Raw genomic sequence first — 12,462 nt, forward strand, 5'->3', positions numbered from 1 at the left:
GATCGACAGCTGCCTGGTTGTAGGCGGACAGAAAGTCTGAACGGCGTAACGCCGGCTTGATCGCCGGGTTACGCCTTTTTGTTTTTGCAGCATCGAGTGAGTTGTTGCCGACGTTTCAAAGCGTCGGCGAAGCTGGGAGAATGGCTGTTTCGCCACCGCTCTCGAGGACTCCGCCGATGCAGCCAATGCACCCACTCCCCGCTCCCACGTTCGACGACGTACTCGACGCCGCCGTACGACTCGAGGGCGTCGCGCACCGCACCCCAGTTTTGACCTCGAGCACGTTCAACGAGCGCACCGGTGCGTCTGTATTCTTCAAGTGCGAGAACTTTCAGCGGATGGGGGCCTTCAAGTTTCGCGGCGCCTATAACGCGATCTCGCATTTCGACGCGGAGCAGCGCAAGGCGGGCGTGCTGACCTATTCGTCCGGCAACCATGCGCAGGCTATCGCGCTGTCGGCGCGCCTCGCCGGCATCCGCGCGACGATCATCATGCCGCACGACGCGCCCGCGGCCAAAGTGGCCGCCACCAAGGGCTATGGCGGCGAAGTGATCACCTACGACCGCTATAAGGAGAACCGCGAGGAAATTGGCCGAAGGCTCGCCGAGGAGCGCGGCATGACGCTGATTCCGCCATACGACCATCCCCATGTGATCGCGGGGCAGGGCACGGCGGTGAAGGAACTGATCGACGAAACGGGGCCGCTCGACATGCTGTTCGTGTGCCTGGGCGGTGGCGGGCTGATTAGTGGCAGTGCGTTGTCGGCCGCGGCGTTGAGCCCGGACTGCACGGTAATCGGCGTGGAGCCGCAAGCCGGCAATGACGGTCAGCAATCGCTTGCGCGCGGCGAGATCGTGCATATCGACACGCCGCGCACTATCGCCGATGGCGCGGCCTCGACGCATCTAGGCGACTACACGTTCGCGATTATCCGCAAGCTGGTTGCGCGGATCGAAACGGTCACCGACGAGCAGTTGATCGAGACCATGCGCTTTTTCGCCCAGCGCATGAAGATCGTCGTCGAACCGACCGGCTGCCTCGCGGCGGCGGCCGTGCTGAACGGCGCGGTGCCCGTGAAGGGCAAGCGCGTGGGCGTGGTAGTGAGCGGCGGTAACGTCGATCTCGCGAAGCTCGCGCAGTACCTCGCCTGATCGCTTTCCGGCGTGAAGCCGGCTTGATGTGTCGGAAGACGGCCCGCCCAGTTCATGGGGCGGGCCGTTGCCTGTCAGCTCGCCCTTTGTGTCGCCGGCGAGCCCTCTGCCGTTTGCAGAATCAGATCGCGGTAACCGTTCACGATCACGGTATATGAGAAGTAGGCGAACAGCAGCGCCGACAGCACGTGGCACGCGCGCAGCAAACCAGTGCCGGCGCGCTTGCGGCCGTGGCTGCCGAGGCCGCAGATAAACACCGTCCAGCACAAGCCGCCAAGAAAGAAACCGCCGAGAAATACCGGCGCCGTGGTGGCGCTCGTCGCGCCGGCTTTGGCGATCAGTGCGCCACCCACTGCGGCGAACCACAGAATCGCCGAAGGCGACGACACCGCCAGCAACACCCCGCGCAGGAAGCCGCGCCACGCCGACAGATGCGGCGAACTGGCGTCCGCCTCGCCGGCGACAGGCGGTGCCGAGGCCGGAAACATCGCTTCGCGCGCCATCTTCCAGGTAAGAAACAGCAGGACGGCCGCGCCGCCGATCCACACGACCCAGCGCACCGACTCGAACTGCAGCAGCGCAGCCATGCCGGCTAGCGCGAGGGCCGCATAAATCAGGTCGCCGACGCACGAGCCAAGGCCGAGCCAGAAGCCCGGCTTGAATCCGTGCGACAGTGCCAGCGAAATCATCGCGACGTTCACGAGACCGATGTCGAGACACAACGACAAAGACAGGAAGAACCCGTCCGACATCATCGAAAAGGCATGCATGCCCGCAACTGCTCCATCTGTTTGTTATTCGGTCACGCGCTCGGCGCGCTCACAGGCCCAGCTCGTTCCACAAGCTGTCGATCCGCTGCTTCACCGCCGCGTCCATTTCGATAGGCCGGCCCCATTCGCGATCGGTTTCGCCAGGCCATTTATTGGTTGCGTCGAGTCCCATCTTCGAACCGAGTCCCGCGACCGGCGACGCGAAGTCGAGATAGTCGATAGGCGTGCGATCGACGAGCACCGTATCGCGCGTCGGGTCGACGCGCGTGGTGATCGCCCAGATCACTTCTTTCCAGTCGCGAATGTTGACGTCTTCGTCCACGACAACGATGAACTTCGTATACATGAACTGTCGCAGGAAGCTCCAGACGCCGAACATCACGCGCTTGGCGTGGCCCGGGTAGCTTTTCTTCATCTGCACGATCGCCATGCGGTAGCTGCATCCCTCGGGCGGCAGATAGAAATCTGTGATCTCGCTGAACTGCTTCTGTAGAAGCGGCACGAACACTTCGTTGAGCGCGACGCCGAGCACGGCGGGCTCGTCGGGCGGCTTGCCGGTGTACGTGGAGTGGTAAATCGCGTCGCGGCGCATGGTGATGCGCTCGACGGTGAACACCGGGAACCACTCCTGTTCGTTGTAATAGCCGGTATGGTCGCCATACGGGCCTTCCAGCGCGTGCTCGTAGGCGGCGGAGGCGCCCTTGGCCGGCCGCGGCGGTGCGCCCGCAGGAGCGGGCGAGGGCGCGCCTTCCTGCGGATAGATAAAGCCTTCGAGCACGATTTCCGCGCGCGCGGGCACCTGCAAACTGTCGACGCCCGGCGTAATGCATTTGGCCAACTCCGTCCGCCCGCCGCGCAGCAAGCCGGCGAACTGATATTCGGAGAGCGTGTCCGGCACCGGCGTGACCGCGCCGAGGATGGTTGCCGGATCCGCACCCAGCACGACCGCGACCGGATACGGCTGGCCGGGATTCTTCAGCGCGAACTCGCGGAAGTCGAGCGCACCTCCACGATGCGCGAGCCAGCGCATGATCAGCTTGTTGCGTCCGATTAATTGCTGGCGATAGATGCCGAGATTTTGTCGGCTCTTGTTCGGGCCTCTCGTGACGGTCAGGCCCCACGTGATCAACGGGCCGGCGTCGCCAGGCCAGCAGGTCTGGACAGGCAGCTTTTCCAGGTCGACGTCATTGCCCTCCCACACGATTTCCTGGCAGGGCGGCGCGCTGACGGTTCGTGGCGCCATGTCCCACACGGCCTTCACAAGTGAGAACAGTTTGCCCGCGTCCTTCAGCCCTTTTGGCGGCTCAGGCTCCTTCAAGGCCGAGAGCAGCCGGCCGACGTCGCGCAGAGAATCCAGCGCGGCGCCGTCGCCTTCGCCGGCTTCAGCGTTGATGCCCATGCCGAGCGCTACGCGACGCGGCGTGCCGAAGAGGTTGCCAAGCACCGGGAACGCATGCCGCTCCTGGTTTTCAAATAGCAAAGCCGGCCCGCCGGCGCGCAGCACGCGGTCGCACACTTCGGTCATTTCAAGGACAGGCGATACCTTTTGCGGGATACGGCGCAGTTCTCCAATCGTCTCGAGACGGCCGATGAAGTCACGCAGGTCTTTGTATTTCATCTGATGCGGTTCTGTGCCGCGAGCGGCGATAGAGGAAGGCGCAACGGCGAAAGAGGCGCCAGAACGATTGTCGATTTTACCTGCGTTGGCTAGCGCACGTAGATCGGCCGAACGTCATACGACGAACGGCAATCGCCAAAATGCCGAAAAACCGCTCGGCACGGCGGTTTGAGCGGTCGAAACCCCGTTCATTATTACAATTAGTTATACTTTCGCCCGTTTATAGTGTTGACGATCTATAAAACAGTGCCCTAGAATCCGTCCACGTTGGTTGCAGGGCGTGAACCTTTTACCACTGCCCCCGGTCCCATTTGACGCAACGCGTCACCGCTTACCGAAGCCCTGCACGGTATCCGTCGGTCTTATCGATGTCCTCGCCAGCGCCAACTGACGCTGGTTTTTCGCGTGGGAGCCGCCGCCCGCATGTTTTCGGCATGCCGCGGACCGCTTTTCAGGAAGGCTCCCCACAAACGGTATTTACCGTTTTCCCGACGTCGCTGCTGCCCTAACCAGACAGAGCGCGCGATGTCTTGACTCTGCGAATGTGTGGTACCGCCTGTTTTTTCCCGGCGGGGTTCGCGGATCATGCAACATGGGAGATCTGAATGAACGCCTGGTTATCGTGGCGTCCCGACGAACGTATCGCGCAAGTCGTGCGCGGTGCAGTGCGTCGCGGGACGCAATTGAGTCATCACCTGTTCAGCATTGTCGGCGGCATTGCCGTCGTGCTGGCAATCGCGCTGTGGCTGATGCCCACGTGGCGCGGCACCCTCGCGGCCAAGCTGATGCCGGTCCTTTCCGCAGCCGTGCAAGCAGGCCCCGCGCGCCTGCTGCAAGGCAACCCGCTGCCTGCTTTCGGGCCGCCGGGGCGCAACTCGCCGGACGAAACACTGTCCGCGAACTCCAACCCGAACAGCGCTGACGCAGCGAGCGGCGGCAATAGCGCGGGCGTGAGCGTCAGCAATACCAGCTTTGACGGCGCGTTCGACGGTTCCGGCTCGGCCGGCATGGGTATCGCGGCGCTCAACGGTCTCGATCCGCGGACCATGCAAAGCGTTTCCGCGTTGGCCCGGCTGATTCCTGCACAACGCGTGTCCGCCGACGCGCGCGACGATCGCGTGCTCATTTCGTCGCGTGAACAGGCGCTCGTGGCGTCGTACCTGGCCCGTCGCTACCGCGTCGCCCAGGAGCCCGTCGGCGAGCTCGTAAAGGCTGCTTTCGACACCGGCCGCGAAGTCGGTCTCGACCCGCTGCTGCTGCTGTCGGTGATGGCTATCGAATCCGGCTTCAACCCGTACGCCGAGAGCGGCGTGGGCGCCCAAGGCCTGATGCAGGTGATGTCCAAGGTTCATTCGGACAAATTCCAGTATTTCGGCGGCGAGAGCGCGGCGCTGGAGCCGGTCGCGAACATCAAGGTCGGCGCGCTGGTTCTGAAGGATTGCATTGCGCGCGGCGGTTCGCTGCCGGGCGGCCTGCGGCTGTATGTCGGCTCGACGTCGCAGGACGACGGCGGCTACGGCGCCAAGGTGATGGCCGAGCGCGCGCGTCTGCGCGACGTGGCGCGCGGCCGCAAGGTGCCGATCAACGCACCGCAGGCGCCGGTTATCACTGCATCTAACAACAATGCGTCGTCCTCGTCCTCGTCGACTGCTGCTGCGAACAACAGCAACGGCAAGCGGGTGCAGGTCACGCTGGAAGGAAGCCACCCGTTGAGCGCTGCTGCACCGGGCAAGACGCCGGTTTCTGAACAGGACGATGCCAGCGCGAATGGTCCCAAACACGTGGCGTCTGCCGCGGAACTGGGCGCCTGAGTCGTTCGCATAACGTCATGTTGATGGCCTGACCCGAGCGCGAACGGCAAGAAAAGGACACCTTTGCGGTGTCCTTTTTTGCTTTTTGGGAGGCCGCGCGGCTATGCGATGGCAGCGGCTTGCCGGCGGGAGTTCCGGGCGTGCCTGGCGGCACAAAACCCTCGCAGCGCATGAGGCACTCGCCAGTCCGGCTGCGCTTCGTGCTCCTACTGCCCTCGGCCGAAAAGCCGCGCCAAACGCTCCACGGCCTCTTCCAGCTTCTCATAGGCGGTTGCGTACGACAGCCGGATATATTGTTTCGGCGCGTGGCTGCCGAAGTCCATTCCTGGCACGAGCACGACGCCCGCTTCGTGCAGCATCGCTTTCGTGAGTGCCGAGCTGTCGCCAGCGGCAGGATGAGCGACGCTGCGGCAGTCGGCGTAGACGTAGAACGCGCCGTCGGGCATGACGGGCACTGTGAAGCCCAACGATTCGAGCGCCGGAGCAATAAAGTCGCGGCGGCGTTTGAACTCGAGACGGCGCGCCTCGTACGTGGCGATGGTTTGCGGTTCGAAGCACGCGAGCGCCGCGTGTTGGGCGAGGGCTGACGCGCAGATGAAAAGATTCTGCGCCAGTTTCTCAAACGCACTCACCATGCCCGGCGGCACCACCAGCCAGCCGAGGCGCCAGCCCGTCATGTTGAAGTACTTCGAGAAGCTGTTGACCGTGATGACGTCGTCGCCATAGGACAGGGCCGACACCGGCTTCGCGTCGTAGCTCAAGCCCTGGTAGATCTCGTCGACAATCGTGAAGCCGCCACGCGAGCGCACCGCTTTGACAATGCGTTCGAGTTCCGCCGGCTCGATGGACGTGCCGGTCGGGTTGGACGGCGACGCGAGCAGCACGCCACGCGTGCGTTCGTTCCAGAGCCGCTCGACGTCGGCGGCAGTCAGTTGGAAGCGCTCGGCAGGGCCGCTTGGCACCATCACCGGCTTGCCTTCGGCCGCAATCACGAAATGGCGGTTGCACGGGTAGCATGGATCGGGCATCAGCACTTCGTCGTCGCGATCTACCAATGCCGCGCACGCCAGCAGCAAAGCTGCCGACGCGCCCGCGGTCACCACGATCCGGGCGGGATCCACGTTGACGCCGTAGACCTCTGCGTAGTGCGCCGAAATCGCCTCGCGCAGTGCGTGCAGGCCGAGCGCGCTGGTGTATTGCGTGACGCCGCGGCGCAGCGCGTTCGCTGCTGCCTCGATGACCGGTTCGGGCGCGGTGAAGTCGGGCTCGCCGATTCCCATGTGAATGATGTCGCGCCCGTCGCGCTCAAGAAGCGCGGCCTCTTTCGCCAGCTCCATCACGTAGAACGGCTGGATAGAGTCGACGCGTGCGGCGAGCCGCATAAGAGGTTCGGTCACGGAGTTCATACGGTTAAATCCAGTTCAAAAGCGAAAGCGCGACAGCGCGGTCTCTCGTGCGTGCGGTGTCGTCGTTACAAGCAATGCGGTCCGTGGCGCCAGTGTCGCGCAGAATTGCGACGGCATTGCCGCGGAGTTGCCGCGGAGTTGCCGCGGAGTTGCCGCGGAGTTGCCGCGGTGTTGACGAGCCGGCCACACGCATGCCTAGCGCTTGCGAGCGGCTTCGATTTCCGCGACGCGCAGCTTTGCCGCCAGCTTGTCGAGCACGCCATTCACGTACTTGTAGCCGTCGGCGCCGCCAAAGGTCTTGGCCAGTTCCACCGCTTCGTTGATCACCACGCGATAAGGAATATCGAGGTGATTCTTCAGTTCAAACGCGGCGACGAGCAGGACGGCGCGCTCGACCGGCGAAAGCTGCTCGATCGGACGGTCGAGGCACGGCGCGATATCGGCGGACAGCGCCTCCGAATCGCGGATCACACCGTGCAGAACGGCGTCCAGATGCTCATGGTCCGCTTTGTCGAAGCCCTGCGCGCCGCGCAGTTGCGCGTCGATCTCACCGCCGGGCGAACCCGACAGCAGCCACTGATAAAGCCCCTGCGTGGCCAGTTCGCGGGAGCGTCGGCGTGCGCTCTTCATGCCTCTTCCTCTTCTTCGTCTTCTTCTTCGTCGCCACCGAGTTGTTCGAGCGCGACCGCGAGGTTCGCCATTTCGACCGCCACGCGCGCCGCGTCACGACCTTTCTCGGTCATGCGAGCCACGGCTTGCTCGTCGTTCTCTGTGGTCAGTACGGCATTTGCAACAGGAATGCCGAAGTCGAGGCCGATGCGGGTGATGCCCGCACCGCTTTCGTTCGACACCAGTTCGAAATGGTACGTTTCGCCGCGAATGACCGCGCCGAGCGCGATCAGCGCGTCGAACTGCGCGCTCTCAGCAAGCTTCTGAAGCGCCAGCGGGATTTCCAGCGCGCCAGGCACAGTTACCAGCAGCACGTCTTCGCCGGTCACGCCGAGGCGTTCGAGTTCTTCGATGCACGAGTCGGCGAGGCCATTGCAGACGGGTTCGTTAAAACGCGCCTGGACGATGCCGATGCGCAGTCCGTCGCCGTCGAGGTTCGGTTGGTATTGTCCGATTTCCATGTGAATTCCGTAGTGTTTTTGAGTGAGCGCGAGGCGCGTGAAATGACCGGATCAGCCTTGGTGCGGAGGCTGCGCGGCACTGCCTGGCATGGGTATGAAGCCGGTGACTTCGAGACCGTAACCCGACATGCTGCCCAGCTTGCGCGGGTTCGACAGCACCTGCATTTTGCCGACGCCCAGCTCGCGCAGAATCTGCGCGCCGATGCCGTAGGTCTTGAAGTCGACGGGCCGGCGCTTGAGTGCGTCTGCTCTTTCCTTCGAATCGAACGCCTTGAAGACGTCGATCAGATGCTCTTTCGAGTCTCCGCAATTGAGCAGCACGATCACGCCGAGTTCGCGCGAGGCGATCTCTTTCATGGCTGCGTCGAGCGTCCACGAATGAGTGGATTCGCCGACTTCGAGCAGGTCGAGCACCGACAGGGGCTCGTGCACGCGCACGGGTGTGTCCTGTTCCGGGTTCGGCGTGCCGCGCACGAGGGCAATGTGCGGCTGGCCGCTCGGCTGGTCAAGATACATGACCGCGCGGAAAGCGCCGTGCGCCGTCTGCATGGTGCGCTCGCAAATGCGCTCGACGATCGACTCCGTGCGGCTGCGATAGTGGATCAGATCCGCGATCGTGCCGACCTTCAGATCGTGCTCTTTTGCGAACTCCATCAGGTCGGGCAGGCGCGCCATGGTGCCGTCGTCGTTGATGACTTCGCAGATCACCGCAGCCGGCGTGAGGCCTGCCAACGCGGTGAAGTCGCAGCCTGCCTCCGTGTGGCCGGCGCGCACGAGCACGCCGCCCGGCTGGGCCATGATCGGAAACACGTGGCCCGGCTGCACGATGTGCTCCGCCTTTGCGTCCGGGGCCACCGCCGCGGCGATCGTGCGGGCCCGGTCGGCGGCCGAAATGCCGGTCGTCACGCCTTCCGCCGCCTCGATGCTGACGGTGAACGCGGTTCCATACTGCGTGCCGTTGCGGTAAGTCATGAGCGGCAGGTTGAGCAGCTTGCAGCGTTCCTGCGTGAGCGTGAGACAGATCAGGCCGCGGCCGTAGCGCGCCATGAAGTTGATCGCTTCCGGCGTGACGAATTCGGCGGCGAGCACGAGGTCGCCCTCGTTTTCGCGATCTTCTTCGTCGACGAGGATCACCATCCGGCCGGCTTTGAGTTCGGCGATGATCTCTGGAGTGGAGGCGAGCGTCATGTTGGCGAGTTTTTCGGGAAAGCGCGTATTTTACGCCACGCACGGTCCCAAGTCGCCTCCGCCGAACGGCATATGCCGTTTGGCCGACTGGCGATGCGCCATCAGCCGTTGATATGCTCGGCAAAACGATAGACGCATGAACTGGCCGGAAGCGGCAAGGGGCCGCGATCGCCCCATGCGTGGGCGGCGGGCTCCGGTTGTTGCCGTGAGTTGTTGCCGAACTCTTGCTGGCGGTGCAGTGGGTGGTTCTGGCGGCTACTTCGGTGCGTTGAGCATTCGCTCCACGTAGCGCGCAATCAGATCGATTTCCAGATTCACCGGCGTGCCTTCGCGCAGATGCTTGAGCGCGGTCACTTCCACTGTGTGCGGAATCAGATTGATCGAGAATTCGCAACCGTCGTCGCGATCTTTAACCGAGTTGACGGTCAGACTCACGCCGTTGACAGTGATAGAGCCCTTGTACGCCAGATAGCGGCCGATCTCCCGCGACGCCAGCACGCGTAGTTCGTGCGATTCGCCGACCGACGCGAAATGGGTGACCGTGCCCAGGCCGTCCACGTGACCTGACACGATATGGCCGCCCAGCCGGTCGTGCGCGCGCAGTGCCTTTTCCAGGTTGACTTCGCCCACTTCGCCAAGGCCCGCTGTGCAATTCAGGCTTTCACGCGACACGTCCACTTCAAACGAATGGTCGGTCTTCGCGACCACGGTCATGCAGGCGCCCTGAATGGTGATGCTGTCGCCGAGTTGCACGTCGGCGAGATCGAGGCCGCCGGCTTGCACGTTCAGGCGCACGCCCGCGTCGCCGTTCGTGCCGAGAGGCTTGACTGACTCGATGCGGCCCACTGCCGCGACGATTCCTGTGAACATCGTACTAATCCTCGATCAAAACGAAACGGGTTGGGACGTGGCGTCGGTTCCGGCTGCGGTTACGCCCGCTGGCACAAGGCGCGCGAGAATCCGCAAATCTTCGCCGATCCGCTCGACGTTATGGAATGCGAGCTTGACGCGTCCTTCAAGTGTGTCAGGCGCGCTCAGGTTGAACATGCTCATCGAGTCGATGCCGAGGAGGCTCGGCGCGAGATAGACGAGCAGTTCGTCCACGCAACCTTCGCGCAGCAGCGAGCCGTTCAGCTTGTAGCCGGCCTCCACATGCAGTTCGTTCACCTGGCGCTCGCCCAGCACTTTCAGCATCGCCGGAAGATCCACCTTGCCGGCCGCGTTGGCCAGCTGGACGATCTCGGCGCCGCGCTCGCGTAGCGCTTGCGCACGGTCGCTATGCCGTTGATCGAGATTGCCGCAGAAAATCAGTGTGGGCGCACCGGCCAGAATCTGCGCCTGTGGCGAGACTTCCAACTGACTGTCGATCAGCACGCGTTGCGGCTGGCGCGGCGTGTCGACGGAGCGCACCGTCATGCGCGGATCGTCTTCCCTCACGGTGCCGATGCCGGTCAGAACCGCCGACGCGCGGGCGCGCCACGCATGGCCGTCGGCGCGGGCGGCCTCGCCGGTGATCCACTGGCTGATGCCGGAAGGCAAGCCGGTGCGGCCATCCAGCGAGGCTGCCACTTTCATGCGCACCCACGGCCGGCCGCGTGTCATGCGCGACACGAAACCGATGTTCAGTTCATGCGCCTCGTTGGCGAGCAGCCCGCAGCGTACTTCGATGCCGGCGTCGCGCAGCACCGCGAGACCGCGTCCGGACACCTGCGGATTAGGGTCTTCCATCGCGGCCACCACGCGCGCGACTTGCGCTTCGATCAGCGCGTTTGCGCACGGCGGCGTGCGGCCGAAGTGGCTGCACGGTTCGAGCGTCACATAAGCGGTGGCGCCCCGCAGATCGTGGCCGCGCGAACGCGCGTCTTTCATCGCGCGGATTTCAGCATGGTCCTGGCCGGCCGGCTGCGTGAAGCCTTCGCCGATCACTTCGCCGTTCTTGACGAGCACGCAACCCACGCGCGGATTCGGGTCGGTCGTGTACATGCCGCGCTTGGCCAATGCAAGCGCGCGTTCCATATGGACGAAATCGGTTTGCGAGAACATCGGTGTCTGGATAGGGTCCGGTGGCAGGGTGACGGCGGTTTCGCTGGACGCTCAGGTGCTCAGCGACGCGAACGCGCCACGCGCGGCATCGACAGTCGCGTCGACGATCGCGTCGTCATGGGCAATCGAAACAAAGCCCGCTTCATACGCCGACGGTGCGAAGTAGACGCCCGCGTCGAGCATCTTGTGGAAGAACGCGTTAAAGCGCGGCACGTCGCTCCTGGTTACTTCGGCGAAGCTCGTCGGAATCGACCCGGTAAAGTACAGGCCGAACATGCCGCCGAGCGAGTCGGCCGCGAACGGTACATTGGCTTCGCGAGCGACCTGGGCGAGACCTTTCACAAGACGCGCAGTGCGCGCGGCGAGTGTTTCGTAAAAGCCCGGCGCCTGGATCAATTGCAGCGTCTTCAGGCCTGCCGCGACCGCGACCGGATTGCCGGACAACGTGCCCGCCTGGTAGACGCCGCCGAGCGGCGCGAGGTGAGCCATGATGTCGCGCCGTCCGCCGAAGGCGGCCGCCGGCATGCCGCCGCCGATCACTTTGCCAAGACACGTCAGATCAGGCGTGATGCCGTAGACCTCTTGCGCGCCGCCGAGCGCCACGCGGAAACCGCACATTACTTCGTCGAAGATCAGCACGGAGCCGTATTCGGTGCACAGGCGTCGCAACGCCTGCAGAAACTCGGGCGTGGCGCGCACCAGATTCATGTTGCCCGCCACCGGCTCGACGATCACCGAGGCGATTTCGTTGCCGAAGGCCTTGAACGCCTCCTCGAGCGCGGCGACGTTGTTGTATTCCAGAACCGTGGTGTGCTTTGCGATGTCGACCGGCACGCCCGCCGATGTCGGATTGCCGAACGTCAGCAGGCCCGAGCCGGCCTTGACGAGCAGGCTGTCAGCATGGCCGTGGTAGCAGCCCTCGAATTTGACGATGCGGCTGCGGTTCGTGAAGCCGCGCGCGAGACGCAGCGCACTCATGGTCGCTTCGGTGCCGCTCGACACCATGCGCACCTGTTCGATCGACGGCACGAGCTTGCAGATTTCCTCTGCGATTTCTATTTCCGACTCGGTGGGCGCGCCGAACGAGAAGCCGTTGGCCAGCACGCGCTGCACCGCTTCCAGAACTTCCGGGTGCACATGCCCGAGAATCATGGGCCCCCACGAGCCGATGTAGTCGATATAGCGCTGGCCATCGGCGTCCCAGAAATAAGGACCCTGTGCGCGTTCGATGAAACGCGGCGTGCCGCCGACCGAGCGGAATGCGCGGACCGGCGAATTAACGCCGCCAGGAATGGTGCGTTGCGCGCGGTCGAAGAGGGTTTGATTGTTGGACATGACGATGCCT

At 63.9% G+C, this 12,462-nt stretch carries 11 protein-coding genes; 2 read left to right on the forward strand and 9 right to left on the reverse strand.

Annotation, left to right across the window (positions count from 1 at the left end; genetic code table 11):
• The first annotated feature begins 185 nt into the window (after positions 1 to 185).
• A complete protein-coding gene (locus JMY24_RS01365; RefSeq protein ID WP_128595694.1) occupies positions 186 to 1,151 on the forward strand; it encodes a threo-3-hydroxy-L-aspartate ammonia-lyase in 966 nt (321 codons plus the stop codon).
• A 74-nt stretch (positions 1,152 to 1,225) separates the two neighbouring features.
• Here JMY24_RS01365 and JMY24_RS01370 read toward each other — a convergent pair whose 3' ends face one another.
• Positions 1,226 to 1,921, reverse strand: coding sequence for a LysE family translocator (locus JMY24_RS01370; RefSeq protein ID WP_128595687.1), 696 nt, complete (start codon positions 1,919 to 1,921; stop codon positions 1,226 to 1,228).
• A gap of 49 nt (positions 1,922 to 1,970) precedes the next feature.
• Entirely contained in the window at positions 1,971 to 3,539 is a 1,569-nt protein-coding gene (locus tag JMY24_RS01375; protein WP_201701316.1) for a UbiD family decarboxylase, read from the reverse strand.
• Positions 3,540 to 4,144: 605 nt separating this feature from the next.
• Between JMY24_RS01375 and JMY24_RS01380 the strand changes: the two genes are divergently transcribed.
• Complete coding sequence (locus JMY24_RS01380) at positions 4,145 to 5,350, forward strand: lytic transglycosylase domain-containing protein (protein ID WP_201701317.1); 1,206 nt, start codon at positions 4,145 to 4,147, stop codon at positions 5,348 to 5,350.
• 206 nt (positions 5,351 to 5,556) lie between these two features.
• Here the strand turns inward: JMY24_RS01380 and JMY24_RS01385 are convergent, their stop codons facing one another.
• The 7 genes from JMY24_RS01385 to hemL form a co-directional block, all read right to left on the reverse strand.
• Entirely contained in the window at positions 5,557 to 6,756 is a 1,200-nt protein-coding gene (locus JMY24_RS01385) for a pyridoxal phosphate-dependent aminotransferase (protein WP_128595683.1), read from the reverse strand.
• Between the two features lie 195 nt (positions 6,757 to 6,951).
• Positions 6,952 to 7,386, reverse strand: a complete 435-nt coding sequence (gene nusB, locus JMY24_RS01390; RefSeq protein WP_128585888.1) for a transcription antitermination factor NusB — start codon at positions 7,384 to 7,386, stop codon at positions 6,952 to 6,954.
• Positions 7,383 to 7,886: a 6,7-dimethyl-8-ribityllumazine synthase gene (gene ribH, locus JMY24_RS01395; RefSeq protein ID WP_020069066.1), complete on the reverse strand. Its 504-nt coding sequence runs from the start codon at positions 7,884 to 7,886 to the stop codon at positions 7,383 to 7,385. The genes nusB and ribH overlap by 4 nt, the downstream gene beginning before the upstream one ends.
• A 51-nt stretch (positions 7,887 to 7,937) precedes the next feature.
• Entirely contained in the window at positions 7,938 to 9,074 is a 1,137-nt protein-coding gene (gene ribBA, locus JMY24_RS01400; protein WP_201701318.1) for a bifunctional 3,4-dihydroxy-2-butanone-4-phosphate synthase/GTP cyclohydrolase II, read from the reverse strand.
• Positions 9,075 to 9,329: 255 nt separating this feature from the next.
• Positions 9,330 to 9,944, reverse strand: a complete 615-nt coding sequence (locus JMY24_RS01405) for a riboflavin synthase (RefSeq protein ID WP_128595682.1) — start codon at positions 9,942 to 9,944, stop codon at positions 9,330 to 9,332.
• Between the two features lie 15 nt (positions 9,945 to 9,959).
• Entirely contained in the window at positions 9,960 to 11,117 is a 1,158-nt protein-coding gene (gene ribD, locus JMY24_RS01410) for a bifunctional diaminohydroxyphosphoribosylaminopyrimidine deaminase/5-amino-6-(5-phosphoribosylamino)uracil reductase RibD (protein ID WP_201701319.1), read from the reverse strand.
• A gap of 51 nt (positions 11,118 to 11,168) precedes the next feature.
• Positions 11,169 to 12,452 (reverse strand): glutamate-1-semialdehyde 2,1-aminomutase, encoded by a 1,284-nt coding sequence (gene hemL / locus JMY24_RS01415; protein ID WP_128595678.1) that lies wholly within the window; start codon positions 12,450 to 12,452, stop codon positions 11,169 to 11,171.
• Positions 12,453 to 12,462: the final 10 nt, after the last annotated feature.

Source organism: Paraburkholderia kirstenboschensis, assembly GCF_904848585.1.
Taxonomy (GTDB): domain Bacteria; phylum Pseudomonadota; class Gammaproteobacteria; order Burkholderiales; family Burkholderiaceae; genus Paraburkholderia; species Paraburkholderia kirstenboschensis.

What these genes read in the sequence shown, in the direction of transcription:
- JMY24_RS01375 (WP_201701316.1), bottom strand. Translation starts at nt 3,539, where the DNA reads ATGAAATACAAAGACCTGCGTGACTTCATCGGCCGTCTCGAGACGATT.
- ribBA (WP_201701318.1), bottom strand. Translation starts at nt 9,074, where the DNA reads ATGACGCTCGCCTCCACTCCAGAGATCATCGCCGAACTCAAAGCCGGC.
- nusB (WP_128585888.1), bottom strand. Translation starts at nt 7,386, where the DNA reads ATGAAGAGCGCACGCCGACGCTCCCGCGAACTGGCCACGCAGGGGCTT.
- ribH (WP_020069066.1), bottom strand. Translation starts at nt 7,886, where the DNA reads ATGGAAATCGGACAATACCAACCGAACCTCGACGGCGACGGACTGCGC.
- hemL (WP_128595678.1), bottom strand. Translation starts at nt 12,452, where the DNA reads ATGTCCAACAATCAAACCCTCTTCGACCGCGCGCAACGCACCATTCCT.
- JMY24_RS01405 (WP_128595682.1), bottom strand. Translation starts at nt 9,944, where the DNA reads ATGTTCACAGGAATCGTCGCGGCAGTGGGCCGCATCGAGTCAGTCAAG.
- JMY24_RS01365 (WP_128595694.1), top strand. Translation starts at nt 186, where the DNA reads ATGCACCCACTCCCCGCTCCCACGTTCGACGACGTACTCGACGCCGCC.
- JMY24_RS01385 (WP_128595683.1), bottom strand. Translation starts at nt 6,756, where the DNA reads ATGAACTCCGTGACCGAACCTCTTATGCGGCTCGCCGCACGCGTCGAC.
- ribD (WP_201701319.1), bottom strand. Translation starts at nt 11,117, where the DNA reads ATGTTCTCGCAAACCGATTTCGTCCATATGGAACGCGCGCTTGCATTG.
- JMY24_RS01370 (WP_128595687.1), bottom strand. Translation starts at nt 1,921, where the DNA reads ATGCATGCCTTTTCGATGATGTCGGACGGGTTCTTCCTGTCTTTGTCG.
- JMY24_RS01380 (WP_201701317.1), top strand. Translation starts at nt 4,145, where the DNA reads ATGAACGCCTGGTTATCGTGGCGTCCCGACGAACGTATCGCGCAAGTC.